Annotated in this window: 25 protein-coding genes; 10 read left to right on the top strand and 15 right to left on the bottom strand. The window is 64.4% G+C overall.

The features are described 5' to 3' along the window. Window positions 1-55 precede the first annotated feature (55 nt). Together QFZ57_RS14765 and QFZ57_RS14760 are read left to right on the top strand one after the other, a co-directional pair. Complete coding sequence (locus QFZ57_RS14765; protein WP_306900744.1) at window positions 56-1,723, top strand: amidohydrolase; 1,668 nt, start codon at window positions 56-58, stop codon at window positions 1,721-1,723. Window positions 1,724-1,818: 95 nt separating this feature from the next. Then, a complete protein-coding gene (locus QFZ57_RS14760) occupies window positions 1,819-2,562 on the top strand; it encodes a polyprenol monophosphomannose synthase (protein WP_306631105.1) in 744 nt (247 codons plus the stop codon). A gap of 96 nt (window positions 2,563-2,658) precedes the next feature. Here QFZ57_RS14760 and QFZ57_RS14755 read toward each other — a convergent pair whose 3' ends face one another. The 5 genes from QFZ57_RS14755 to QFZ57_RS14735 all read right to left on the bottom strand — a co-directional run bounded on the left by QFZ57_RS14755 (window position 2,659) and on the right by QFZ57_RS14735 (window position 6,449). Continuing rightward, window positions 2,659-3,006: an RNA polymerase-binding protein RbpA gene (locus tag QFZ57_RS14755; protein ID WP_026266052.1), complete on the bottom strand. Its 348-nt coding sequence runs from the start codon at window positions 3,004-3,006 to the stop codon at window positions 2,659-2,661. Between the two features lie 242 nt (window positions 3,007-3,248). Then, window positions 3,249-4,193 (bottom strand): SPFH domain-containing protein, encoded by a 945-nt coding sequence (locus QFZ57_RS14750; RefSeq protein ID WP_306900739.1) that lies wholly within the window; start codon window positions 4,191-4,193, stop codon window positions 3,249-3,251. A gap of 22 nt (window positions 4,194-4,215) precedes the next feature. Further along, the gene (locus tag QFZ57_RS14745; protein ID WP_306631103.1) at window positions 4,216-4,689 is read right to left on the bottom strand and encodes an NfeD family protein; all 474 of its coding nucleotides are present in this window, start codon (window positions 4,687-4,689) and stop codon (window positions 4,216-4,218) included. A 128-nt stretch (window positions 4,690-4,817) separates the two neighbouring features. Next, window positions 4,818-5,699, bottom strand: a complete 882-nt coding sequence (locus tag QFZ57_RS14740; RefSeq protein ID WP_306900738.1) for a putative RNA methyltransferase — start codon at window positions 5,697-5,699, stop codon at window positions 4,818-4,820. 69 nt (window positions 5,700-5,768) lie between these two features. Then, on the bottom strand, window positions 5,769-6,449 hold the full coding sequence (locus QFZ57_RS14735) for a peptide deformylase (RefSeq protein WP_306631101.1): 681 nt from the start codon (window positions 6,447-6,449) through the stop codon (window positions 5,769-5,771). 54 nt (window positions 6,450-6,503) lie between these two features. Here QFZ57_RS14735 and QFZ57_RS14730 point away from each other — a divergent pair, with 54 nt between their 5' ends. Further along, a complete protein-coding gene (locus tag QFZ57_RS14730; RefSeq protein ID WP_306900737.1) occupies window positions 6,504-6,917 on the top strand; it encodes a nuclear transport factor 2 family protein in 414 nt (137 codons plus the stop codon). Here the strand turns inward: QFZ57_RS14730 and QFZ57_RS14725 are convergent. The 3 genes from QFZ57_RS14725 to QFZ57_RS14715 are packed head-to-tail and all read right to left on the bottom strand — an operon-like array spanning window position 6,905 to window position 10,039. After that, window positions 6,905-8,092 (bottom strand): FAD-dependent oxidoreductase, encoded by a 1,188-nt coding sequence (locus tag QFZ57_RS14725; RefSeq protein WP_306900736.1) that lies wholly within the window; start codon window positions 8,090-8,092, stop codon window positions 6,905-6,907. The two genes, QFZ57_RS14730 and QFZ57_RS14725, sit on opposite strands and share 13 nt — an antisense overlap. Before the next feature lies 1 nt (window position 8,093). Next, complete coding sequence (locus QFZ57_RS14720; protein ID WP_306900735.1) at window positions 8,094-8,789, bottom strand: class I SAM-dependent methyltransferase; 696 nt, start codon at window positions 8,787-8,789, stop codon at window positions 8,094-8,096. 14 nt (window positions 8,790-8,803) lie between these two features. After that, window positions 8,804-10,039, bottom strand: coding sequence for a type III polyketide synthase (locus QFZ57_RS14715; RefSeq protein ID WP_306900734.1), 1,236 nt, complete (start codon window positions 10,037-10,039; stop codon window positions 8,804-8,806). A gap of 655 nt (window positions 10,040-10,694) precedes the next feature. Between QFZ57_RS14715 and QFZ57_RS14710 the strand changes: the two genes are divergently transcribed. Continuing rightward, the gene (locus QFZ57_RS14710) at window positions 10,695-11,096 is read left to right on the top strand and encodes a DUF3054 domain-containing protein (RefSeq protein ID WP_306900733.1); all 402 of its coding nucleotides are present in this window, start codon (window positions 10,695-10,697) and stop codon (window positions 11,094-11,096) included. Between the two features lie 119 nt (window positions 11,097-11,215). After that, entirely contained in the window at window positions 11,216-11,497 is a 282-nt protein-coding gene (locus tag QFZ57_RS14705; RefSeq protein ID WP_141160402.1) for an Lrp/AsnC family transcriptional regulator, read from the top strand. Window positions 11,498-11,512: 15 nt separating this feature from the next. On the opposite strand, the gene trpD is transcribed toward QFZ57_RS14705, so the two are convergent. Continuing rightward, a complete protein-coding gene (gene trpD / locus QFZ57_RS14700) occupies window positions 11,513-12,568 on the bottom strand; it encodes an anthranilate phosphoribosyltransferase (protein ID WP_306900731.1) in 1,056 nt (351 codons plus the stop codon). Between the two features lie 148 nt (window positions 12,569-12,716). Between trpD and ctaE the strand changes: the two genes are divergently transcribed. The 4 genes from ctaE (at window position 12,717) to qcrB (ending at window position 17,046) form a co-directional block, all read left to right on the top strand. Continuing rightward, window positions 12,717-13,355 carry an aa3-type cytochrome oxidase subunit III gene (gene ctaE / locus QFZ57_RS14695; protein ID WP_441296743.1) on the top strand — a complete coding sequence of 213 codons (639 nt, stop codon included), beginning with the start codon at window positions 12,717-12,719 and terminating at the stop codon, window positions 13,353-13,355. An 86-nt stretch (window positions 13,356-13,441) separates the two neighbouring features. Continuing rightward, window positions 13,442-14,230 carry a cytochrome bc1 complex diheme cytochrome c subunit gene (qcrC, locus tag QFZ57_RS14690; RefSeq protein WP_306631093.1) on the top strand — a complete coding sequence of 263 codons (789 nt, stop codon included), beginning with the start codon at window positions 13,442-13,444 and terminating at the stop codon, window positions 14,228-14,230. Window positions 14,231-14,327: 97 nt separating this feature from the next. Next, the gene (gene qcrA, locus QFZ57_RS14685) at window positions 14,328-15,398 is read left to right on the top strand and encodes a cytochrome bc1 complex Rieske iron-sulfur subunit (protein ID WP_306631092.1); all 1,071 of its coding nucleotides are present in this window, start codon (window positions 14,328-14,330) and stop codon (window positions 15,396-15,398) included. Then, window positions 15,376-17,046 (top strand): cytochrome bc1 complex cytochrome b subunit, encoded by a 1,671-nt coding sequence (gene qcrB / locus QFZ57_RS14680; RefSeq protein ID WP_306900730.1) that lies wholly within the window; start codon window positions 15,376-15,378, stop codon window positions 17,044-17,046. Before qcrA ends, qcrB begins: the two co-directional genes overlap by 23 nt. Window positions 17,047-17,154: 108 nt before the next feature. On the opposite strand, the gene QFZ57_RS14675 is transcribed toward qcrB, so the two are convergent. Beyond that, on the bottom strand, window positions 17,155-17,925 hold the full coding sequence (locus tag QFZ57_RS14675) for a GntR family transcriptional regulator (RefSeq protein WP_306631090.1): 771 nt from the start codon (window positions 17,923-17,925) through the stop codon (window positions 17,155-17,157). A 162-nt stretch (window positions 17,926-18,087) separates the two neighbouring features. On the opposite strand from QFZ57_RS14675, the gene QFZ57_RS14670 reads away from it, so the two are divergent. Next, window positions 18,088-18,381 (top strand): HPr family phosphocarrier protein, encoded by a 294-nt coding sequence (locus QFZ57_RS14670; RefSeq protein ID WP_306631089.1) that lies wholly within the window; start codon window positions 18,088-18,090, stop codon window positions 18,379-18,381. Window positions 18,382-18,458: 77 nt separating this feature from the next. Here the strand turns inward: QFZ57_RS14670 and QFZ57_RS14665 are convergent, their stop codons facing one another. The 5 genes from QFZ57_RS14665 to QFZ57_RS14645 form a co-directional block, all read right to left on the bottom strand. After that, complete coding sequence (locus tag QFZ57_RS14665) at window positions 18,459-18,860, bottom strand: cytochrome c oxidase subunit 4 (RefSeq protein WP_306631088.1); 402 nt, start codon at window positions 18,858-18,860, stop codon at window positions 18,459-18,461. Next, window positions 18,857-20,584 carry an aa3-type cytochrome oxidase subunit I gene (gene ctaD, locus QFZ57_RS14660; protein WP_306631087.1) on the bottom strand — a complete coding sequence of 576 codons (1,728 nt, stop codon included), beginning with the start codon at window positions 20,582-20,584 and terminating at the stop codon, window positions 18,857-18,859. The genes QFZ57_RS14665 and ctaD overlap by 4 nt, the downstream gene beginning before the upstream one ends. A gap of 8 nt (window positions 20,585-20,592) precedes the next feature. Continuing rightward, the gene (gene ctaC, locus QFZ57_RS14655; protein WP_306631086.1) at window positions 20,593-21,465 is read right to left on the bottom strand and encodes an aa3-type cytochrome oxidase subunit II; all 873 of its coding nucleotides are present in this window, start codon (window positions 21,463-21,465) and stop codon (window positions 20,593-20,595) included. 184 nt (window positions 21,466-21,649) lie between these two features. Next, complete coding sequence (locus tag QFZ57_RS14650; RefSeq protein WP_056336786.1) at window positions 21,650-22,039, bottom strand: HesB/IscA family protein; 390 nt, start codon at window positions 22,037-22,039, stop codon at window positions 21,650-21,652. 184 nt (window positions 22,040-22,223) lie between these two features. After that, window positions 22,224-23,678 carry a dipeptidase gene (locus tag QFZ57_RS14645; protein WP_306900729.1) on the bottom strand — a complete coding sequence of 485 codons (1,455 nt, stop codon included), beginning with the start codon at window positions 23,676-23,678 and terminating at the stop codon, window positions 22,224-22,226. Between the last annotated feature and the right edge of the window lie 14 nt (window positions 23,679-23,692).

Below are 23,692 nucleotides of genomic sequence, written 5' to 3'. Positions count from 1 at the left end.
CACCGAAACCGCCGGCCCCCGCCGGCGTGCCCACACCCCAGGAGTCCTGCCCGCCATGCCCCGCCCTGATGCTGCGTCCCGCCCCGCTGCAACACCCCGTCCTTCCCCGGTGCTGTACCGCAACGGATCCGTTTACACCGCTGCGGACCCATTCGCAACGGCCATGCTGGTGGACGGTGACACCGTTGCATGGGTTGGATCGGAGCAGGCGGCATCATCCATTGCAGACAGTTCGATGGAAATCATCGATCTCCGCGGCGCCCTGGTTGCGCCGGGATTCGTCGACTCGCACATGCACCTGACCGAAACCGGAATTGCCCTGGAATCGCTGCAGCTGGGGACGGCCACGTCAGCGCGCGCGCTGCTGGACGCCGTCGCCGGGGCAGGTGGGGAAGGACCCGTCCTCGGGCACGGCTGGGATGAAACCGGATGGACGGATTCCGCCCTGCCCAGTGCCGAAGAACTGGACCGCGCGTCCGGGGGCCGGCCGGTCTACCTCTCGCGGGTGGACGTGCACTCGGCGCTGGTTTCGACGTCGCTGGCACAGTCCGCCGATCTTCAAGGCAAGGACGGGTACGACGGCGGCGCCGGGGTCACGCATGCGGCCCATGAAGCAGCCCGGCTGGCGACGCGGCAGATGCCGCAGGATTCGCTGCAGCGGCACCAGGCCCGGGCCCTGGCAAAGGCCGCGGCCAACGGTTACGTCGCCGTTGCCGAGATGGGAGCGCCCCACATTGGGGGCGCCGACGATTTGAGGCTGGCCGCCGGCTGGAACGCCTCCGGGCCGGATTCGCAGCGCTTCCCTGAGGTCCTCCCGTACTGGGGCGAGCTGGTATCGTCCGAGGAGCAAGGCCGTGCCCTCGTTGGGCAGTTCGGTGCCGGCCTCCGCGGGCTGGCAGGGGACCTGAACATCGACGGATCGCTGGGTTCCAGGACTGCCGCCCTGCGCGCCGGTTACAGCGATGCCGGCCAGGAACGCGGCAGCCTTTACCTCAGCGTGGAACAGGCAGCAGCCCACCTTGCCGCCTGTTCCCTCGCCGGGATCCAAGGCGGGTTCCACGTGATTGGCGACGCCGGGCTGGACAGTGCGCTGGAAGCGCTCGACCTGGCTGCCAAGGAAGTGGGGGAGCAGCGGGTGCGGGCCGCAGGCCACCGCTTCGAGCACGTGGAGATGGCTGACGCCGCGGCTGTGGCCAAGCTGGCGCACTACTCCGTGACCGTCAGCGCCCAACCGTCCTTCGACGCAACCTGGGGAGGACCGGGGGGCCTTTACGAGCAGAGGCTGGGGGAGCGGAGCCGGTCCATGAATCCGTTCGCCGCTTTCTACTCTGCCGGAGTTCCCGTCTGCTTCGGCAGCGACAGCCCGGTCACACCCCTGCAGCCGTGGTCCAGCGTGCGCGCATGCGTCGAGCACCACAACCCGGAGCAGCGCATTTCCGCACGGGCGGCATTCCTGGGCCACACGCGCGCCGGCTGGCGGGCCGCCCGGCATGCAAACCCCATGGCCGGGCAGCTGGTGCCCGGGGCGCCGGCCAGTTTCGCTGTGTGGGAGGTGGAGGAACTGATGGTCCAGGTGGCTGACGGCAGGGTGCAGTCGTGGAGCACCGATCCGCGGGCCAGGACCCCGCTGCTGCCGGCATTGGACACGGGCTCCGACCCGGCATGCCTGCAAACCGTGAAAGACGGTGCCGAACTGTTTGCCAGCCCGGCCCTGCGTTCCTGACCCGGCAACTCTCCGCCCTATAATGGGGAGTTGCGCCCGCCGCCGGCAAGCCCGGCATCAGGTGCTCCGACCACTTTCACCAGGAAAGGCCCTTTGTGCGCGTCCTTACGATCATTCCCACCTACAACGAACTGGAATCGCTGCCCAGGACGCTCCAGCGCCTTCGGAAGGCCGTTCCGGCGTCGGATGTGCTGGTGGTCGATGACAACAGTCCGGACGGTACCGGCCAACTTGCCGACGGCTTCGCAGCCGAGGATTCCCAGGTCCATGTCCTGCACCGCAAGGGCAAGGAAGGCCTGGGCGCCGCCTACATTGCCGGTTTCAAGTGGGGCCTGGAGGCCGGGTACGACGTCCTTGTGGAAATGGATGCCGACGGTTCCCACCAGCCCGAACAGCTTCCCCAACTGCTTGAAGCCCTGGAACAGGGCGCAGACCTGGCCATGGGCTCGCGCTGGGTTCCGGGCGGCAGCGTAGTCAACTGGCCGCTCTACCGCCAGGCAATTTCGCGGGTGGGCAGCACGTATGCCCGGCTGATGCTGGGCCTGAAGATCAGGGACGTCACCGGTGGCTACCGCGCGTTCCGCAGGACCACCCTTGAGAAGCTCAACCTGGACCAGGTCGATTCGGTGGGTTACGGCTTCCAGGTGGACCTGGCATGGCGGGTGGCCAAACTGGGGCTCCGCATCGAGGAACGCCCCATCACGTTCGTTGAACGCGAACTGGGTGCCTCAAAAATGAGTGGCAACATCGTGATCGAGGCCATGGTCAACGTCACCAGATGGGGACTGGCGGCCCGCTGGAACACGTTGACCGGCAAGCTGAAGAACAAGCAGGCGTAGTCCGTCCTTTGGCCGTCACCCGCGGCCTCCAGGGGACATAGGAAAAGGGGGCGGCCCCGCACCAGAAGTGCGGGGCCGCCCCCTTTGCAGCTGGGCCTATGCCGAGCGGCGCTCTCCGCGGCGTTCGCGCAGGATGGTCAGGCGGTCCTCAAGGATCTGTTCCAGTTCAGGCAGGGACCGGCGTTCCAGCAGCATGTCCCAGTGGGTGCGGACTGCCTTGTCATTGCTGGTGTCCGGCTTCTCGCCGTCAACGAGGAGCGCTTCCTTGCCGGTCTTGGAGACCCACACCGGAGGAATTTCCGCCTCGGAGGAGAACGTGACGAAGACCTGCTCGCCATCCGCGCAACGGTATTCGACCCGCTGGCGGGGAGCCGGCTCAACTCCGGACTCGGTCTCCATGCTCTGCGCACCAAGGCGCATGCCCCGCAGGCTGCGATCGCTCATGATTTCTCCCTCTGGTCGGTACGCGGATGAAATCTCCGCGTTGGCCGGCGGCAACGTGGCACCGCCGGACTACTGTGTGCACTGTGCTGCATCATAGGATTCAACGCATTGCGAAGCTTGGTTGTTCCAGCTGGTATTCTCCTGCCGGACAAATACCCAATTATACGCGCGTTATCCCGTCTCCACCAAAAAATGGAGGGTTCCGCGGCAACCCGCGGAACCCTCCTGCGTCCTCCGGTTGCTCAGGGCTGGGTACGCTCGGTGGGCACATCTTCGAAAAAGCCGCCCGCGGCGGGCTCCTGGCTGGTGCCGCCGAGGGCGTTGCCGATTCCCTTTAAGGCTTCCCCGACTTCACTCGGGATGATCCAGAGCTTGTTGGCCGAGCCCTCGGCCAGCTTGGGCAGGGTCTGGAGGTACTGGTACGCCAGCAGTTTCTGGTCCGGGTTGCCCTTGTGGATGGCGTCGAAGACCTTCTGGATGGCTTGCGACTCGCCGTCCGCACGGAGGATGGCAGCCTTGGCCTCGCCTTCCGCAGCGAGGATGGACGCCTGCCGCTGGCCCTCAGCGGTGAGGATGGCTGATTGCTTGGTTCCCTCAGCCGTGAGGATGGCCGCGCGCCGGTCTCGTTCGGCACGCATCTGCTTCTCCATGGAATCCTGGATGGAGTGGGGCGGATCGATGGCCTTCAGTTCCACCCGCGAGACGCGGATGCCCCACCGGCCCGTGGCTTCATCGAGGACACCGCGAAGCTGTCCGTTGATCTGGTCGCGGGATGTGAGGGCTTCCTCAAGGTTCAGTCCGCCCACCACGTTGCGCAGGGTGGTGGTGGTGAGTTGCTCCACGGCCTGGATGTAGTTGGCGATCTCATAGGTGGCTGCCCGCGGGTCCGTCACCTGGAAGTAGACCACCGTGTCGATGGAGACCACCAGGTTGTCTTCGGTGATGACTGGCTGCGGCGGAAAGGACACCACCTGTTCACGCAGGTCCAGGAGCGGCAGCAGCCGGTCAACGAACGGGATCAGGATCGTCAGCCCGGGGTTGAGCGTCCGCTGGTACTTGCCGAGCCGTTCAACGACGCCGGCACGGGCCTGCGGAATGATCCGGACGGACCGGACCAAAACTATGATGACAAAGACGATCAGAACCACCAGCACAATGGCCAGTGCGGTTCCGCCTGCGTTTTCCATACAACTCCTTGTTCCCCAAATGTCAGGCTGTATCTGGACCGGCGGCCGCCGTCGGCGGTACCGATACCACTGCTGTTGCGCCATCGATGGCCGCCACGACCACCTTCTGGCCTGCGGGAAGGACTCCCGCCGCGGAGCGTGCGCTCCAAATATCGCCGCCGATTTTCACCAGGCCGCCGTCGGAGGTCACGGCCTCCATCACCACGGCCGGTTCACCAATCAGCCGGTCCACATTGGTCCGTTGTTCGGCCGGGCCCTTCTTCAGGTGCGAAAGGGCCACGGGCCGGACAAAAGCAACCATGAGCAGGGACACCACGCAGAAGATCACCACCTGGAGCCAGGGTTCCGCGCCGGCGAAGTCGGCCACCAGTGCGGCGAGTGATCCGCCGCCCAGCATGATGAAAAACAGGTCAAGGGTGATCATCTCGACCACTGCAAACGCCAGGAAAGCCGTGAGCCACAACGCCCACCAGTTTTCCCCAAGCCACTCGAACATCCCTGTTCCCCCTTCGCCACGGGGGAGCCGCATCTGCGGGCCCGCCAGTAACTGTCTTTTCATCGTAGTCTGCGGACTTGCCGTGTGGGCTGGTTCATACCGGCTGCAGGGGGATAGTGGCCAAGTCGTTACGGGGTCCTGCGGATCCTGGGCCTGAACACGAAGAGCCTGAATCTTGCCTCGGCTGTCATTGGTTCCCGGGAGTCCGCGAGCCGCGCGGCGATCTGGCCCCGGTCCATGTGGTGGCCTGCCGGGCCCATGAACGCCAGGTCCGCGGCGGCGTCGCGGGTCAGCTCCAGTGGTATGTCGACGTCGAGGGAAGTGTCCGGCTCGAAATGCCGGGCCATCGCCTCAGCCAGGCGCTCGTCCTTGCCCTCTTCGATACCGAGCATCCCGGTAACGGCGGCGATATCCCCAAGGTGTCCGCTTCGCGGTGTCACCACAACAAGCACACCCGCAGGGCGAAGGACCCGGGCAAATTCATCCGGGTTCCGCGGAGCAAAGACCACCGTGACCGCGTCCACCGAGTTCGGTGCCACCGGCAGCGGCTGCCAGATGTCCCAGACCAGGTTCACGGCCTCGGGATTGAGCCGGGCAGCACGCCGAAGGGCGAATTTGGAGATGTCCAGGCCAATGGCGGACGCTTCCCGTCCACTGGCAGCCGCAACGTCGAGGATCTCCCGAAGGTAATGCCCGGTCCCCGTTCCCGAGTCCAGAACCATCCCCCCGTCGGCCGGCAGGTTGGGCACGACGGCGGAGGCCACAGCCTGGGCCAGCGGCCGGTAATGGCCGTTCCCCAGGAAACTAAAGCGTGCCGCCACCATCGCCGCACTGTCCGGTTCGAAGGGCGTGCCCTTGCCCACCAGCAGGTTGAAGTAGCCCTGCCGGGCGGCGTCGAAGCTGTGTCCGTTCGGGCAAACCAGGCGGGGTTGGCGCGTGCCCTCCGCCTCCAGGTGTTCCAGCGGATGTGAGCAGACAGGGCACAGGAGGGGAAGATCCGCGGAAGGCATGGGCACCATTTTAGGGCGGCTCCTGTCCCCATCCCTGTCCGTCCTCCGGCCATCGGGGGAGGGCCAAGGTCAGCCGAGGGATATCCCGGCGGGCCCGTCGTCGAAACCCAATCCTTCCCGGGCCTTGTTGATGCCGGGTTCAGCCCAGTGCGCCGCATATTCCGCATTGGTGCTCAGGGACCGAAGCTGGGCGCGGTCAATGTAAAGGATGCCGTTGAGGTGGTCCGTCTCGTGCTGGACGATGCGGGCCTGCCAACCGGAAAACTTCCGCCGCGCCGCCGCGCCGTCAGGCGTCAGATACTCCAGCAGCACGGCGTCCGGACGCGCCACCACCGCCTGCAGCCCGTTGAGAGAAAGGCACCCCTCATAAAACGACGCAACTCCGGAGCCCACCGGCGTGTATCGGGGGTTGAGGATGGCCAGGAACTCCAGCGGGCTCCGGTTCCGCAGGGCCGCGGCGTCGGGGTCGACGTCGAACTGGTCCTCCAGGACGGCGAGCTGCAGGGGGATGCCCAGCTGCGGGGCGGCAAGGCCCACCCCCGGAGCCTCATGCATGACTTGGCGCATGACCCCGATCAGGCTGGCCAGCTGGTCCGCGGAGAGCTGGCCGTCGAATACGGCGGCACGCTGGCGCAGCGCGGGGTGGCCGGCCTGGACGATGGGCGGGAGGGACCCGGCGGACAGGACGCGCTCGACAGTTTGACGGATTTCGTCGGCGCCGGCGGTTGTCGGGGGAACACTCTGGGTCATGGGGACAGCCTACTGGCGGATGATGCGCAGGAGCCGTCAGCTATGGTCTACTGCATGGCTGATGAATCCTTCCCGCCGACATCCCCGGTGGAGCACGTCCTTGAATTTATCCGGGTCCTTGAGGCGGGCGGTGGCGCCGGGGAGATCCGGCCGTTCCTTTCGGAGTCCTTCGTGTTGACGGAGGCTCCGCACCTTTTGGCTCCGGAAGGTTCCACCCGGACGCTGGCGGGGGTACTTGCCGGCGCGGATCAAAGCCGCGAGGTGGTGAAGGACCAGCAGTTTATTGTCCGGAGGACCACCTGTGAGGGCGGCCGGGTGGTGGTTGAGGCAGACTGGTCGGCCACGGTGCTGATGGATCTGCGCTACTGGGACCGGGGCGAAACGATCCGCGCCAGGACGTCGTCGGTATTCGAGGTGAGCAACGGTGTCATCGTGAGCCAGGACAGCTACGACTGCTATTTCCGGTAGCCCTGCAACCGCTGGTCCGGCTCCCAGTGCATGGTGAAGCGCCTGGCAGCCCACTGGTTCACAGCGGGAACCGCGGCGGCCGCGCCAATAGCGGCAGTGCGGACGCGAAGGAGCGGCCGGGGCAGGGGCCTGCCCAGCATCATGTTGATTTCAGCCTGCCGGCGGGACAGTGCTGCAGCCCGGCGCCGGCTTTTCTCGAACTCCCTGAGCTGCCTGCCCGTAGGGGTACCCGCCAGTGCGGCACAGATCACGGGAACCAAGGCCCTGGCATCCAGCCAACCGAGGTTCATGCCCTGTCCGCCGATCGGACTGATCTCGTGGGCCGCGTCTCCCAGCAGTACGGACCGTCCGGTCACAACACGCCGGGCGATCGTGGACCGCACGCTGAACGCGCTCAGCATGGAGTTCGTGGCTGCATCAGGGATCAACCCGGTCCGCCGGCGCACCAGTTCCGCCAGTTCGTGGGGCCCTGCTTCCGGTCCAGCCGGCCGTTCCAGCCGCACCACCCAGCGGCGCACCCGGCCCGGCAGTGGAAAAGACTCCACGATTCCTTCCGGTTCGAGGAACAGGACCGCTTTGTCCCCGTAGCCGCTGTCGTCGTCGAAATCGCCCATGAGGTAGTGGTCCGGATATGACTTCCGGACCACCGGCACCCCCAGCACGTCACGAAGCTGCGACCGGGCGCCGTCTGCCGCAACAAGCAGGGAGGCGGTGGCGCTGCCGCTGTGGATCCAGGCACCTGGGCCGGACTGGAACGCCACGGTGACCCTGCCGCCGTCGTCGGTTACCCCGGTGACCTTCGCACCCCTGACCAGCGCCCCGGGATCCAGGGTGCGGACCCGGTCTTCCAGGATTTCCTCTGTCCTGAACTGTGGGAGCGCCAGCACGAACGGATAGTCCGCCGATACGGCATTGAACGCCATGGTTGCCACTGTTTTCCCGCCGCTGACCGCCATGCCGGCCCTGATGCGGATGCCCTCCTGCACCATGGCGGAAGCAACCTGGATCCCGGCGAGTGCCTCCACGGCCGGAGGGTGGATGCCGATGGCCCGGGTATGCAGGTTCCGTGCCTGGCGTTGCTCAAGAACCTTTACCGTGACGCCTTCCTGCAGGAGCGCGGCAGCCAGGTACAGGCCCACGGGACCGCCGCCGGCGATCAAGACGTCGGCATCCATGTCAGCCCCGGCGGTAGGTGAGGACCTGATGGAAGACCGGCGAACGCTCCACGGACCAGCCCGGGGGAGCGGCGGCCGCCAACTCGGCCGGGCGGTAGCTCCGCCGGATGGAGGTGAGGCCGTCCGCGCGGATGAAGGACTCCCGGAACGGCAGGGCGGCGACGCTGAAGAGGGCAAAGGCGGCGGGGCTGCGGATGAGGTCATTGTGCAGTGCCTTTCCGGTTGCCAGGTTTTCCGAGTCCGCCAGCAGTTGCCGGAACTCCTCCGGTGCAAGGTGGTGCAGCACGTGGTTGGAGATGACGACGTCGAACCGTGCACCTTCCCGGACAAGGTCGCCACTGTGCGCCTCGCGGAATTCGACGCCGGGCGTGGACGGGCGTTGCTGGGCGAACCGTGCAGCGCGGGGGTCAGGATCGATGCCCGTGATGTGCATGGCTTTGCCGTCCCCCGCGGCCCAGCCGGCCAGCATGACGGCGAGGTCACCGCCGCCGGATCCGATGTCCAGCACGGTTACCGGGCGTGCCTCCGGAGGGTCAATGGTCCGCAGCTCCCTGGCATACAACCTGCGCCAGCCGGACAGGACCCGGTTGATAACGCCAAACTGCCGGTAGGTGTTGTCCAGAAGCCGTGCGTCGCAGTCCGGCCGGTCCATCTGTTCGATTTCGGCGGTGGCGCGCCGGCGCAGCAGGATCCCCATTCCCGTGACTCCTGTCAGGCCACTGGCGCTTCAGCCGCTGCCTGGATTTGGTGCACCATAACGTCATCCTCCGCCGCGCTGTCCCCTTGGCGGCGTTGGGTGCCTGCCGCGGCCTGCCGCAGCTTGGTGAACAGGCCGGTTTCCACGGTCAGGCCGGGGCCAAACGCCATGGAACAGATGCGCTCGTCCCCGGCGTGCCCGTCCTCGAGGGGTTGTTCAAGAATGTGCTTGAGGACAAAGAGCACGGTAGCGCTGCTCATGTTGCCGTAATTTCGCAGGATGTCCCGTGCAGGGACCAGTTGCCGGTCGCTGAGGCCCAGCCGGGACTGGACCTTGTCCAGGATGCTGCGGCCGCCAGGATGGATGGCCCAGTGGGGGATTGCCGTGTAGGGGAGTGCCGACAGTTCCGGTTCCCTGGCGAGAAGGGGCTGCAGGGCCCCGACGATGTGGTCATTGATGATATGGGGCACGTAGTTGCCCAGAACCATTTCGAAGCCGTGATCGCCGATGTTCCATGCCATCGAATCCTCACCGACCGGCGTCAGGACCGTCTCAAAGTGGTCCAGCCTCAGCAGAGCGGTTTCCTCCGCGCCTGGACGGGCCGTCACGACGGCGGCGGCGGCACCATCGGCGAACAGCGCCGACCCCATGATGGTGTCCGGGTCGTTGGACGTGCGCACATGGAGGGAGCACAGTTCGGCACAGACAACCAGGACGACGGCGTTCGGGTCTGCCTCGCAGAACAGCTTCGCGGCGCGGAGCGCGGGAAAGGCCGCGTAGCAGCCCATAAAGCCCAGGTGGTAGCGCTGGACCGCTGGGTTGAGGCCAAGTTCGCGGACCACCTTGTAGTCAGGGCCGGGATTGAAGAAGCCCGTGCAGGACACTGTCACCAGATGAGTTATGTCAAGTAAGTCGAGTTCCGGGGCGGCCTGCAGGGCAGCGCGGGAAGCCTCCACGAACAACTTGGTGGCCTCGCGGGCGAAGATGTCGTTGCGGACCTTGGTGCTGGGGTTGAGCAACAGTCCGGTTTGCTGGTCGTAGAACTGCGGGTTTTCTGAGCGGGACGCGTTGGTGAGTTCCTGGACGGCGGTAAAGCGCGTCTCGATGGCTGCGCCATCAAAACAGGTGTTGACCAGCCGCGAACCCAAACGGGACAAACCCGGCTGGGCCGCAAAAACATCACGGGCTTCGGACTGGATCAGCTTTGTCTTCGGAACTGCAGTTTCAAGTGAGCGCACGTAGACCGTCATTGGTTCATTCTTGACGGGCGCCAGAATAAAGACAATGGCTGCGCCGCGTTGACCAGCGCTTTTGCGCGATGGCGTAGGGCCAGGATCATGCCTGGGGAAACCCCGATCCAGGACCCTCCAAAAGCGCCGATAATCTACATTATGTCAAGTAACGGAGAACTCGCTGCCTTTGATGCAAACCGGGCCCTCCTCCGCCGCCGGCTGAAACTTGACTGCACCCGGTGCTCCTGCAGGCCACACGCAATGCCTCAAAGTGCATGCAGAATCAGGACGTCTCCTGGGCAGCTGGCAGCTAGTGACGCCGTTGTATCGATGCACCGACCAAGGCGCCGAGTCCGAGTCCCAATGCACAACCCCAAAACGGCGTCTGGAAAAAGGCCAGGCCCAGGCTGATCCCCAGCCCGGCACCAACAAGACTGCATATCCACAGCGCTTTATTCACTACGTCTCCACTGCAAGAGGCTGACCTCGATTCCTGCTGAGACATTACCGCACCCCTATCCCCCAAGCGTCCGAAAGTGGGTCAGGCAGGCGGGGTACCTATCGAGGCATTCACCCTCGGGGCCGGACGGACATTGCCTTAGGTAACAAGCCGACGCCCCCCTCGCGCGGCCCAAAGACACCGGGTACGGTAGCGGCGGCTAAGCTCGAAACCATGAGTTCCTTGAAACCGAAGGTGGCAACAACAGCTTCTGGAAGGACGGTCCTGGCGGCCGCAGCGGCCGACGTCGTCCTGATTCTCGCGTTCGCCGCGATAGGCCGCGATGCGCACCACCGCGAGGAGCCCATTCTGGGCGTGCTGCTGACCGCCTGGCCCTTCCTCGCCGGCGCAGCTGCAGGCTGGATCCTCGCCCGTGTGTGGCGCGGCCCCTTGTCCGTGCGCCGGGCGGGCATCCCGGTCTGGCTCGGCAGCCTGGTCGGAGGAATGCTCCTGCGGACGCTGACCGGGCAGACGGTTGTCCTGCCTTTTGTCATCGTGGCCACCCTTGCGCTGGCCCTCTTTTTGGTGGGCTACCGGCTGATGCTCGCCGGGGCGGTGCGACTTCGACGCCGGTAGGGACAAGCGAACTGGCCGTGGGGGTGGCGGCCGGGAAAAGGAACCCCGTGTAATAGGCTGGCAGGACAGAAAAACCTGCCGTGCCGTGCTGCGGCGGAACTGATTGAAGGGGTACAAACGTGGTCACCGCATTTGTTCTGATCAAGACTGACGCCGCGCGCATTCCCGAGACGGCGGAGGAAATCTCCGCCATCGAAGGCATCAGTGAGGTCTACTCCGTCACAGGGGAATGGGATCTGATTGCGGTAGCGAGGGTGCGCCGGCACGAGGACCTGGCGGACGTCATCGCCGACCGGCTCTCCAAGGTTCCCGCGGTGGTCCATACGACCACCCACATCGCATTCCGGGCCTACTCGCAGCACGATCTGGACGCTGCCTTTTCCCTGGGTTTCGAACAGTAACGCCCCAGCCGGCTTTTAGGCGCGGGACAGGGACACCCAACGGTCCAGGACGGCGGCGGCGGCGCCGGAGTCGATCGATTGCGCCGCACGCGCGAAAGCCCGCTGCATCCTGGCCAGGAACGGGCCCTCTGCTTCACGGTCGAAGGCCACCAGCCCGGCCGCGGCATTCACCAGGACCGCGTCCCGGGCAGGGCCCGCCTTGCCGGCAAGCACGTCACGGACCACTCCTGCGTTCGCCGCTGCATCGCCGCCGCGAAGCTGTTCCACTGTGGCCAGGCTGATGCCCAGGTCCTGCGGGGAGAAAAGCAGTTCATTGACGGCGCCGTCGCGGATCTCCCACACGGTGGAAGGGCCGGTGGTGGTGAGCTCGTCCAGGCCGTCATTGCCCCGGAACACCAGCCCCCTGCTCCCCCGCCGGGCCAGGACGCCCGCAACGAGCGGCGCCATCCGCGCGTTTGCGACACCTACGGCCGAAGCCTGCACATTGGCCGGGTTGGTGAGCGGTCCCAGGAAGTTGAATGCCGTGGGTATCGCCAGTTCGCGGCGGGGCACGGCCGTATGTCGGAATGACGGGTGGAAGACCTGCGCAAAACAGAACGTGATACCCGCCTCTTCGGCGTTCCGGGCCACCTGCCCGATGGACAGGTCGAGGCGGACACCAAGCGCTTCGAGCACGTCAGCGGACCCGGACGACGACGACGCAGCCCGGTTGCCGTGCTTGACCACCTTCGCTCCGGCGCCGGCAGCGACAAGCGCGGCCATTGTGGAGATGTTGACGGTGTTGAGTTGGTCACCACCGGTGCCGACAATGTCGAGTTTTTCCCCGGAAATCGACACCGGGTTGGCGTGGGCAAGCATCGCCTCGACCAGGCCGGACAGCTCGTCCACGGTTTCGCCCTTGGCGCTGAGGGCCACCAGGAAACCGGCGATCTGGGCCGGCGTGGCTTCGCCGGACATGATGGCGTCCATGGCCCAGGACGTGTTCTCCGCCGTAAGGTCGTTGCCCTTGATCAGGGCCGAGATCAGCCGGGGCCAGGTGTTGCCGGACGCTGCAGATGCCTGTGAAGTCACCTGCTGATGCTATCGAGCGATGGCGGGCACTGACCAATGTGAACGGTGGTGGAAACTTTTCCGGGCGATTTCGCGTCTTTGTAGAAAAAGTCCTCCGAAAAGGCGGTTTGCGTTGGGCAGCACGGACTTTTACAGACATAATGTCTATGTGACATCTGCGACCCATGCCCCCAGTACCCCGGCGCACCCCACGCTGAACCGCCCCAACATGGTTTCTGTCGGAACCGTTGTGTGGCTGTCCAGCGAGTTGATGTTCTTCGCCGGTCTCTTTGCCATGTACTTCACGCTGCGCTCCACGAGTGGCCAGATGTGGGCGGAAGAGACAGCGAAGCTCAACTTCCCCTTTGCGCTCGTCAACACGATCGTCCTCGTGGCCAGTTCCTTCACTTGCCAGATGGGCGTCTTCGCTGCAGAGCGGCTGCAGCCCCGGCGAGCCGGCGGTGCCCTTCAGTTCGCCCGCTGGGGAATGAACGAATGGTTCACCCTGACGTTCATCATGGGTGCGTTCTTCGTTGCCGGCCAGACCACCGAATACGCGATGCTGGTTTCCGAGCATGTCTCGCTCTCCTCCAACGCCTACGGCTCTGCCTTCTACATGACCACGGGCTTCCACGGCCTCCACGTCATCGGCGGCCTGATTGCCTTCCTGCTCATCATGGGCCGGTCCTTCGCCGCGAAGAAGTTCGGACACTTTGAAGCAACGTCGGCGATCGTCACCTCTTACTACTGGCACTTCGTTGATGTTGTGTGGATCGGCCTCTTCCTGGTCATCTACGTACTCAAGTAGCCAGCTTTGATTCTTTTTCTACAAGAGGCAGAATTTCAGGTAGCGGCTCCCGGAGCCGGCGCAGGATCGAATAAAGGAACCACCACGTGAAGGCACTCTCACAAAAGCGGCGTCACCCACTCGCAGCAATAGCGCTGCTTCTGATGGGGCTCCTCATCACGGGTGGGTTGTACGCCGTGGCAACCACCGTCAACGAGGCCAAAGCTTCCACCACCACCTTCAGTGCGAATGACGCGGAAGAGGGCGGAAAGCTCTTCGCCGCCAACTGCGCCACCTGCCACGGTATGGGTGCCAGTGGTTCCAAGGACGGCCCCTCGCTGGTGGGTGTCGGTGCCGCGGCTGTTGACTTCCAGGTGGGCACCGGGCGCATGCCGATGCAGATGAACGGCCCCCAGGCCCTCAAAAAGCCCGTCCAGTTTAATGACGAACAGACCCACCAGCTTGCAGCCTATGTGGCTTCCCTGGGAGCCGGCCCGGCAATTCCTGCAGAAGACCTGACAAACGGTGGCGGCGACGCCGCAGCCGGCGGCGAGCTCTTCCGCACCAACTGCGCGATGTGCCACAACGCTGCCGCTGCCGGTGGTGCACTGACCCGGGGCAAGTTCGCACCCGCCCTGGCCGACGTATCCGGCAAGCACATCTACGAAGCCATGGCCACGGGCCCGCAGAACATGCCGGTATTCAATGACGCCAACATCACTCCCGAAGGCAAGAAGGACGTCATCACCTTCCTGAAGCAGATCGAGACCACCGGTTCGCCGGGCGGCGCCGACCTGGGATCGCTTGGCCCCGTCGCTGAAGGTCTGTTCGTTTGGATTGCCGGTCTTGGCGTCATCATCGCCTTTACCATCTGGCTGACCTCCAGGACGTCCTGAGTTCACGCGGGAAGCACAACTTCTGCTGCCCAGTCAGCAGCTTGAAATTAGAAACTAACCCGGCGACTGCCGGGACGAGAGAAGGATGAGGCGAATTATGGGCAACCATAGTGACGGCAGTCCGAACCACTCGGGCACCGTAGCTACGGCTGGTCAGAATGAGGTGGAGAAGTTCCAGGATCCTGGAATTCCCCCGCATCGTTTGCGCCTGGCTGACACGGACCCGAAGGCCGCAAAGCGGGCAGAACGGCAGGTCGCCTTACTATTTGGCATTTCTGTTGTTGGGACCCTGATTTTCCTGGTGGCGTACTTCGCCATTGATCTGGGTGATGATTCCAGCATTGCCACCATCCGGCTCCAGAACGCCCTGCTCGGCGTGGGCACTGCCTTCGCCATGCTGGGTATCGGTACCGGCATCGTCCACTGGGCCAAGGCCTTGATGCCCGATCACGAAGTCTCCGAAGAACGCCACGCGATCCGTTACGAAGAGGACCGGCAGGCTGCTGTCCGCATCGTCGACGACATCGTGGAAGAGACCGGCATCAAGCGCCGTCCACTGATCCGCAACACCCTGCTCGGTGCCGTTGCGCTTGCGCCGCTTCCCGCCGTCGCCATCTTCGGTGACCTCGGACCCCGCCCGGACGACAAGCTCGCACACACCATGTGGGCCCCGCAGGACGGCAAGCGCAAGCGCCTGACCCGTGACCCTGACGGAACCCCCATCAAGGCTTCGGACGTCACCATCGGTTCGGCCTTCCACGTCATCCCGGAAGGGCTGAACGAACTCGAGGAGGGCAAGCTCAACGAGAAGGCAAAAGCCGTTGTGCTGCTCATGCGTCTTGATCCTGCGTCGCTGAACCCGTCCGAGGGCCGCGAAGAGTGGGGCTACAACGGCATCGTTGCCTACTCGAAGATCTGCACCCACGTTGGCTGCCCCGTTGCTCTGTACGAGCAGCAGACGCACCACCTGCTGTGCCCGTGCCATCAGTCCACCTTTGACCTCACGCAAGAGTGCAAGGTGATCTTCGGCCCCGCCAGCCGTCCTCTCCCCCAGCTGCCCATCGCAGTTGATGACGAGGGCTACCTGGTCGCTACCAGCGACTTCCATGAACCCGTAGGACCAAGTTACTGGGAGCGTGATTCGCATGAGCGCAGCGTCAACAGCTGAGCCGGCTTTCGTCGCCAAAACCAAGACAGGCAGGATCACCGACTTCGTCGACTCACGTGTTGGCGGGTCGGGGATCCTCCGTGAGTTCGGCCGCAAGGTCTTCCCGGACCACTGGTCGTTCATGTTCGGTGAAGTGGCGCTGTACTCCTTCGTCATCCTGCTGCTCTCGGGCACCTTCCTGACGTTCTTCTTCGATCCCTCCATGGCGGAGACCCACTACGACGGCGGCTACGTTCCCCTGAAGGGCGTGGAGATGTCGGTGGCGTACAGCTCCTCGCTGAACATCTCCTTCGACATCCGCGGCGGACTCTTCATGCGCCAGGTGCACCACTGGGCAGCCCTGCTGTTCGTGGCTTCCATCGCGGTCCACATGTTGAGGGTCTTCTTCACCGGTGCGTTCCGGCGCCCGCGTGAAATGAACTGGGTTGTGGGCTGCGTCCTGCTGATCCTGGCCATGGCTGCCGGCTTCACCGGCTACTCGCTACCCGATGACCTGCTGTCCGGTAACGGCCTGCGCATCATCGACGGCGTCATCAAGTCGATCCCGGTTGTCGGAACCTACATCTCCTTCTTCCTGTTCGGTGGGGAATTCCCCGGTACTGCCATCATCAGCCGCCTGTACATGCTGCACATCCTGCTGGTACCGGCATTGATCCTGCTGATGATCGTGGCGCACCTGTTCATGGTCGTCGTCCACAAGCACACGCAGTACCCCGGCCCGGGACGCAACGACAACAACGTTGTCGGCTACCCCCTCGGTCCTGTCTACGCAGCCAAGGCCGGTGGATTCTTCTTCATTGTGTTCGGCGTAATCGCGTTGATGGCCGCGTTCTTCACCATCAACCCGATCTGGAACTACGGTCCCTACGACCCCTCCCCTGTGTCGGCAGGCACGCAGCCTGACTGGTACATCGGCTTTGTTGACGGCGCGCTGCGATTGATGCCGGGCACGCTCGGCAACTGGCACGTGGAGCAGGTCTTCTTCGGATACGTCTTCACGTTCAACGTCCTGCTGCCGGCCCTGGTGCCGGCGGGAATCCTGTTCACCGTGATGTTTGCCTACCCGTGGATCGAGCGTTGGGTGACCAAGGACGACCGTGAGCACCACGTCCTGGACCGCCCGAGGAACGCCCCCACCCGGACCGCCATCGGCATGGCAGGGTTCGTCTGGTACTGCGTCATGTGGGCCGCTGCCGGTTCCGACCTCATCGCAACCCACTTCGGTGTCTCCCTGAATGACGTCACCTACTGGCTGCGCGCACTGTTCTTCATCGGCCCGGTTATCGCCTTCGTGGTCACCAAGCGCGTCGCCCTTGCACTGCAGCGCAAGGACCGCGAGATTGCCCTGCATGGCCGGGAAACGGGCCGCATCGTCCGGCTCCCCCACGGTGAATTCATCGAGGTTCACGCGCCGCTGGATGAGTACAAGCGCTACAAGCTGGTTGGCTTCGAGTCGCCCCAGGTCCTTCCGGCCGTACCCAACGAGCACGGCGTCGTGACCCGCAAGGAAAAGCGCCGCGCGTTCCTTTCCCGCTGGTTCTTCGAGGACCGCGTCGCTCCCGCCACGCCTGCTGAGCTTGAGTCGGCACACGGCCACGGCCACGAGGCCGTTGAAGCGGCAGAGGGAAGCAAGAGCCTGACGCACTAGGCTTTACTTTCGAACGGGAAAGGCCCGATCCACTACGGATCGGGCCTTTCCTGTTTTGTTGCGCTAGGCCTTTCCTACGTCCCTGCGGTACTCGCGGAAGCGAAGCGCCTAGTGGTTCCGGGCCCTTCTGGCCCCCGGCCTCTGCAGCGGCACCCACAGCTTGTACCGGTCGGCGCGGTAGTAGGACACCGAGTAGTCGACCATTGCCCGCGCCACAAACGCGTGCCGCTGGATCTTCAGCAAAGGGGCCCCCACCTCCACGTTGAGCAGGCGCGCGGTGGAAGGAGAGGCCGCCGTAGCCTCGATCATGTCCTCTCCCCACTCCATGACCAGACCGAACTGCTCGCTGAGGACGTTGTACAGCGAAGTAGGCGGCTCGCCGTCGAGCAGGCCCGGGACCCGGTGCGCCGGGATGAAGTTCTCGTCCACGCTCATGGGCTCCCCGTCCGCCAGGAGCAACCGGCGGAAGCGGACCAGCGGGGTGCCTTCATCCAGCTGCAACTCACGGGCCAGGAAAGCGCTGGCACCAATCTGTTCAAAACTGAGCACCTTGGCGGCGGGCACCATGCCACGCCGCTGCATCTCCTCGCTGTAGGACGTGAGCTTTACCTGCAGGTCGAGTTTCGGCCGCCGGACGAAGGTCCCCAGGCCCACCACCCGCTCGATGACCTCCTCCCCCACCAGGGCGTCGATGGCCTGCCGCACTGTCATCCTTGCCAGCCCAAAGCGCTCGGCGAGGTCGCGTTCCGACGGCAGTGCCGAACCCGGAGGGCAGGACTGCGCGATATACGCGCGGAGGATCTCGCGTAACTGGACGTAGATGGCCGTTCCGCTGGTGCGGTCTATTTCCCCCGTGATTGCGGCGGCGCCAGCTGCCATGATCGTTCTCCTGCCGTTGGGTGACCAGACAAGTTTAGGACGGTCTAGACCAGTTCCCCGACCGCGGCACTCTTTCGCGCCGCACCCCCGCAGGCGGCTATATTTGGTCAGGAAATCTGCCAGCTGACGGAGGGGGCCGTCGTTCGAAAAAGGGAGTCCCTTTTGCCAACAATGAAGGCCGTGGTGGCAGCGCCGGCGGGCCTGCACGCACGATCTGCCGCGGTATTCGTCCGGGCCGTCACGGACACGGGGCTGCCGGTCAGCATCAACAAGGCCGACGACGGCAGGGTGGACGCGCGTTCCCTGCTCCAGGTAATGACCGCTGACTTCCCCCAGGGCTGCGAAGTGGAACTGTCCATCAGTGAAAACGCCGTGGAAGGCGTCTTGGGTCGCGAGAAAGCGGAGGACGCCCTCCGGCAGCTCCGGGACCTTTTGGAGTCGCAGGGACCCGCCTAGGCGGGCCCAGGAAAGCACATAACGACGTCGGGCCCCACCAGATTGGTGGGGCCCGACGTCGTTATGCTTTTGCTTGCTTAGTGCGCGTGATCACCGCGGCTGTACTCGTACACCCAACCCACAAGGGCTACGACAGCGATGCCACCTGCGATGAAAGTGATCCACATGCCAACGGCCAGGCCCAGGAAGCCCGTGGCGCAGGCGATGCCCAGAACCAGGGGCCACCAGCTCCAGGGGCTAAAGTGCCCCTGTTCGCCGGCACCTTCGTGGATTTCGGCGTCGCTGCGGTCCTCGGGACGAAGGCCGACCCGCTTGCCGGTGAAACCGAGGTAGGCGCCGATCATGCCGGCGAGGCCGCCGACGAGCAGGATGCCCAGGATTCCGACCCACTCACCCCAGTTGGTCAGGAAACCGTAGACCAGAGCGACGGGGACGAAGAAGAAGACTCCAGAGCCAAAGATCCAGGATTCGATTTTCACTGTGCGGTGTCCTTCTGGTCGGCGTTGCCGAGGAGCCCTGCTGCGGGAGCCGGCGACTCAGCGGTGTGGACCTGGCGGAGTTCCGGGTGGTGCAGGTCCAGGGCGGGGCGCTCCGAACGGATCCGGGGCAACGAGGTGAAGTTGTGGCGCGGCGGCGGGCAGGACGTGGCCCACTCCAGCGAAGCACCAAAGCCCCACGGATCATCAACCTGGACATTTTCACCATTGCGCCAGGTGATGTAGACGTTCCAGAAGAACGGGATCAGGGAGGCACCGAGCACGAACGAGGCCACGGTGGAGAACTGGTTCATCCAGGTGAAGTTGTCCTCCACCAGGTAGTCGGCGTAGCGGCGGGGCATGCCCTCGACGCCGAGCCAGTGCTGGATCAGGAAGGTGCCGTGGAAGCCCAGGAACAGAAGCCAGAAGTGGATCTTGCCCAGGCGTTCGTTGAGCATCTTGCCGGTCCACTTGGGCCACCAGAAGTAGAAGCCCGCGAACATGGCGAACACCACGGTGCCGAATACCACGTAGTGGAAGTGAGCCACCACGAAGTAGGAGTCCGAAACGTGGAAGTCCAGCGGCGGCGAAGCCAGAATGATGCCGGTGAGGCCGCCGAAGAGGAACGTGATCAGGAAGCCGATGCTCCACAGCATGGGCGTCTCGAAGGTCAGCGAGCCGCGCCACATGGTGCCGATCCAGTTGAAGAACTTAACGCCGGTGGGCACCGCGATGAGCATGGTCATAAACGAGAAGAACGGCAGCAGGACGGCGCCCGTGACGTACATGTGGTGCGCCCACACCGTCACCGACAGGGCTGCAATGGCGATGGTGGCGTAGACCAGGCCCTTGTAGCCGAAGATCGGCTTGCGACTGAAGACCGGGAAGATCTCCGAGACGATGCCGAAGAACGGCAGCGCGATGATGTACACCTCGGGGTGGCCGAAGAACCAGAACAGGTGCTGCCAGAGGACGGCGCCGCCGTTCTCCGGATCAAAGATGTGCGCACCGAACTTCCGGTCCGCGCCCAGGGCGAACAGGGCGGCCGCCAGCGGGGGGAACGCCATGAGCACCAGGATGGCGGTGATCAGCGTGTTCCAGGTGAAAATGGGCATCCGCCACATGGTCATGCCCGGGGCGCGCATGCAGATGATGGTGGTGATGAAGTTGACCGCACCGAGAATGGTGCCGAAGCCGGACAGCGCCAGGCCGAAGACCCACAGGTCACCGCCGATGCCCGGGGTGAAGGTGGTGTTGGACAGCGGCGCGTAAGCGAACCAGCCGAACGAGGCAGCACCCTGCGGGGTGATGAACCCGGACACCGCGATGGTGGAGCCGAACAGGAAGAACCAGAACGCCAGCGCGTTCAGCCGCGGGAACGCCACATCGGGCGCGCCGATCTGCAGCGGCATGATCACGTTGGCGAACCCGGCGAACAGCGGGGTGGCGAACATCAGCAGCATGACGGTGCCGTGCATGGTGAACAGCTGGTTGTACTGCTCTTTCGTCTGCAGGATCTGCATGCCGGGCTCGAACAGCTCGGCGCGGATCAACAGCGCCATGACGCCACCGAGGCAAAAGAACACGAAGGACGCGATCAGGTACATGTACCCGATGGTCTTGTGGTCGGTGGAGGTGATCCAGTTGACGACGATGCGCCCCTTGGATTTTGGTACCACGGGAGCCGTCAGGACTCCCGTGGGTGCGGATTGGGTGTACGTAGCCACGTCTCCCCTTACTTGGTTTCGTTCAGGTTCGGGTTGCGGTCGTACTCCACGCCGAGCAGGCCGGTGTTGCCTTCAGCCTTGAGCTGGTCCATGTGGGCCTGGAATTCGGATTCCGACACCACCTTGACGCGGAACAGCATTTCGGAATGGTACTCGCCGCAGAGTTCGGCACACTTGCCGTCGTAGGTGCCCTCTTTAGTGGGCGTGAACCGGATGTAGTTGGTCTTGCCGGGAATCATGTCGCGCTTCTGCAGGAAGGCGGGAACCCAGAAGGAGTGGATGACATCGCGGGCGTTGAGCTCAAGGTCAACAGACTTGTTCACCGGCAAATACAGGGTGGGAAGCTGTTCCTTGTCGATGGTGTTGCCGGTGAGGTGGGCCTGGACGCCGGCTTCGTGGACATCTTCCTGGATGACGTCGCCGGACTTGTAGTTGAAGTCCCAGGCCCACTGCTTGCCGCGGACGTCCACTACGACGTCGGCCGGCTGCGAACGGTCATCGATCGCCTGCTGGTCGCGGTCGGTGAAGTAGAAGAACACCAGCACCATGAAGATCGGGATGGTGAGGTAGAAGACTTCCAGGGGAAGGTTGAAGCTGGTCTGCCGCGGGAAGCCGACGGTGCCCTTGCGGCGGCGGTAGGCGACCAGGCACCAGATGATCAGGCCCCAGGTAATGGTGCCCACCACGAGCGCAGCAATCCATGAGTTGACCCAGAGGTCCATGATGCGGTCGGTGTTGCTGGTGGTGCCACGTTCAGTGGGCATCCACCCTTTCTCTACCTCTGGCGAACATCCGGTCAAAACCAACGCGCCGGCAATAGCCAAGCTTGAGATCGTGGTGATCGTTTTGCGTCGGCTGCCGGTTCGGTTCTGCGAACTCACAGACGGCCCTTCCTACTTGTTGCTGTTGTCCGGGCAGCCATTGGCGCTCGGGCACAAAAAAGTTTTACTACTCGGTGTAGAGCTTACCGCTCCGCCGGGCGTTTCGCCCACATGTCGGCGCCGAGCCCCCGTACCGTTTTGGACGGCAGGAAGCCCGGCGCGGACATCAGGCGAAATAACCGGCTTAGTGGAATGAATCGCCGCAGGCGCAGGAGCCGCCGGCGTTCGGATTGTCGATGGTGAAGCCCTGCTTCGAGATAGTGTCTTCGAAGTCGATGCTGGCACCGCTCAGGTACGGGACGCTCATCTTGTCGACTACGACCTCGACGCCGTCATAGTCGCGGACGGCATCACCATCAAGGAGCCGTTCGTCGAAGTAGAGCTGGTAGATCAGCCCTGAGCATCCACCTGGCTGCACGGCTACGCGCAGGCGCAGGTCCGTCCGGCCTTCCTGCTCGAGGAGGCTGCGTACCTTGCCTGCAGCGACATCGGTCAGGTTGACCTCGTGAACGGGCAGTTCGTCGCTTGCCACGCTGGTGGCGGCGGTGCTGTTTTCGTTGGTTGCAGTGCTCATTGGCCTACCTTCTTAGGACGGTCTGGCGGCGTCGCCGTAACGGCGCCTGCCCCTACAAATACGGTATGGGCTATAGCTACATGCTACGCGCGGCAGTCCTGTAGCTCTAACTCCTGGCGTAACCGTCAAAGCACGCCGGTTGTTCCCTGGAAGCCGGGCGTGCGGGCTGCGAGGTGGAAGGCCCTCACTCCTTGGCGGAAAGGCCCTCACTGTTCAGCCTCGCCAGCATGAGGGCCTCGGCCAGGATGGCGTTGCGGAAGTCACCGATGTGCAGGGACTCGTTGGCGCTGTGCGCCCGCGAATCGGGGTCCTCCACGCCCGTCACCAGGATCTGCGCTTGGGGATACAGCTCCGTCAGGTCGGCAATGAAAGGGATGGAACCGCCGATTCCGGTTTCCACGGCAGGAACTCCCCAGGCCTCCCCCAGGGCCCACATGGCCACCGTTGCTGCCGCGGAGGAGGTGTCGGTACGGAAAGGGTTGCCTGCCTCCCCCGGGGTGAAGACAACCTTCGCACCAAATGGCGCGTTGGCCTCGACGTGCCGGCGAACCGCTTCCATGGCTTCGGCCGGCACCTGCCCCGGCGCCAGCCGCAAGCTGAACTTGGCCCGCGCGCGCGGAAGGAGGGTGTTCGATGCCACGTCCACGGCGGGGGCATCGAAGCCGATGATCGATAATGCCGGTTTGGTCCACAGCCGCGAGGCGATGCTTCCCGTACCGGCCAGGCGGACGCCCTCAAGCACGGATGCATCGGCCCGGTAATCCGCCTCCGGCATGTCCACCGCGGCCGCATCGCTGGATACGAGGCCCTGGATGGCCACGTTGCCGTCCTCGTCGTGAAGGGTGGCAATCAGGCGCGACAGAAGGGTGGGCGCGTCCAGGACCGGGCCGCCGTACATTCCGGAATGCACTGCATGGTCAAGGACCTGCACCTCAATAGTGCCGTCCACCAGCCCGCGCAGGCTGGTGGTCAGGGCAGGTACTCCCACTTTCCAGTTGCTGGAGTCGGCGACAACTATGACGTCGGCCCGCAGCAATTCGCGGTTCGCCTCCAGGAACGCCCGGAACGTGGGCGAGCCGGCCTCTTCCTCCCCCTCGATGAAGAAGGTCACGCCAAGCCCCAGGGAGCCGGCAAGGACTTCTGAGACAGCTGCGTAGGCAGCAACGTGCGCCATGATGCCGGCTTTGTCATCAGCGGCGCCCCGCCCATACAGGCGGCCATCTTTTTCGACGGCGGTGAAGGGCTGTGTTTCCCACAGGGACTCGTCGCCTACCGGCTGGACGTCATGGTGCGCGTACAGCAGGACGGTTGGTTGGCCTTCTGCTGCAGGACGGCGGGCGACGACGGCCGGGCCGCCCGGCGTGCCGTCACCCTTGTTGACTGAAAGCACCTGCACTTCATTAAGCCCCGCTCCCCGCAGGAGCTCGGCGACGGCCTCCGCACTGCGATCAAGCGGCTTGCGCTCAAAGCTGGGCCACGCGATGCCCGGGATGGCAACGAGCTCCTTGAGCCGCGCCAGGGTCTGGTCGAAGGAGCGGTCTACCGCCGAACGAAGATCTTCCGTCCTGCCGGTAACCTCAGGGCCTGGTCCTGATGCGTTGGTGATGCTGTGCGGGGTGGCCGCCGGTGATGAAGTCATGGCCAAAACATTAC

Origin of the sequence: Arthrobacter sp. B1I2 (assembly GCF_030816485.1) — a bacterium.
Taxonomy (GTDB): domain Bacteria; phylum Actinomycetota; class Actinomycetes; order Actinomycetales; family Micrococcaceae; genus Arthrobacter.
Note: the sequence above shows the minus strand (reverse complement) of the source record. Positions and strands in the feature narration are given on the sequence as shown.

Bases quoted from the DNA above. Each gene is read 5' to 3' on its own strand.
- QFZ57_RS14645 (WP_306900729.1), bottom strand. From the start codon at position 23,678: ATGACTTCATCACCGGCGGCCACCCCGCACAGCATCACCAACGCATCA.
- QFZ57_RS14735 (WP_306631101.1), bottom strand. From the start codon at position 6,449: ATGACCCAGAGTGTTCCCCCGACAACCGCCGGCGCCGACGAAATCCGT.
- QFZ57_RS14675 (WP_306631090.1), bottom strand. From the start codon at position 17,925: ATGGCAGCTGGCGCCGCCGCAATCACGGGGGAAATAGACCGCACCAGC.
- QFZ57_RS14720 (WP_306900735.1), bottom strand. From the start codon at position 8,789: ATGGGGATCCTGCTGCGCCGGCGCGCCACCGCCGAAATCGAACAGATG.
- QFZ57_RS14755 (WP_026266052.1), bottom strand. From the start codon at position 3,006: ATGAGCGATCGCAGCCTGCGGGGCATGCGCCTTGGTGCGCAGAGCATG.
- QFZ57_RS14710 (WP_306900733.1), top strand. From the start codon at position 10,695: ATGAGTTCCTTGAAACCGAAGGTGGCAACAACAGCTTCTGGAAGGACG.
- qcrB (WP_306900730.1), top strand. From the start codon at position 15,376: ATGAGCGCAGCGTCAACAGCTGAGCCGGCTTTCGTCGCCAAAACCAAG.
- qcrA (WP_306631092.1), top strand. From the start codon at position 14,328: ATGGGCAACCATAGTGACGGCAGTCCGAACCACTCGGGCACCGTAGCT.
- QFZ57_RS14650 (WP_056336786.1), bottom strand. From the start codon at position 22,039: ATGAGCACTGCAACCAACGAAAACAGCACCGCCGCCACCAGCGTGGCA.
- QFZ57_RS14740 (WP_306900738.1), bottom strand. From the start codon at position 5,699: ATGCCTTCCGCGGATCTTCCCCTCCTGTGCCCTGTCTGCTCACATCCG.
- QFZ57_RS14765 (WP_306900744.1), top strand. From the start codon at position 56: ATGCCCCGCCCTGATGCTGCGTCCCGCCCCGCTGCAACACCCCGTCCT.
- QFZ57_RS14750 (WP_306900739.1), bottom strand. From the start codon at position 4,193: ATGGAAAACGCAGGCGGAACCGCACTGGCCATTGTGCTGGTGGTTCTG.
- QFZ57_RS14725 (WP_306900736.1), bottom strand. From the start codon at position 8,092: ATGGATGCCGACGTCTTGATCGCCGGCGGCGGTCCCGTGGGCCTGTAC.
- QFZ57_RS14715 (WP_306900734.1), bottom strand. From the start codon at position 10,039: ATGACGGTCTACGTGCGCTCACTTGAAACTGCAGTTCCGAAGACAAAG.
- QFZ57_RS14730 (WP_306900737.1), top strand. From the start codon at position 6,504: ATGGCTGATGAATCCTTCCCGCCGACATCCCCGGTGGAGCACGTCCTT.
- QFZ57_RS14745 (WP_306631103.1), bottom strand. From the start codon at position 4,689: ATGTTCGAGTGGCTTGGGGAAAACTGGTGGGCGTTGTGGCTCACGGCT.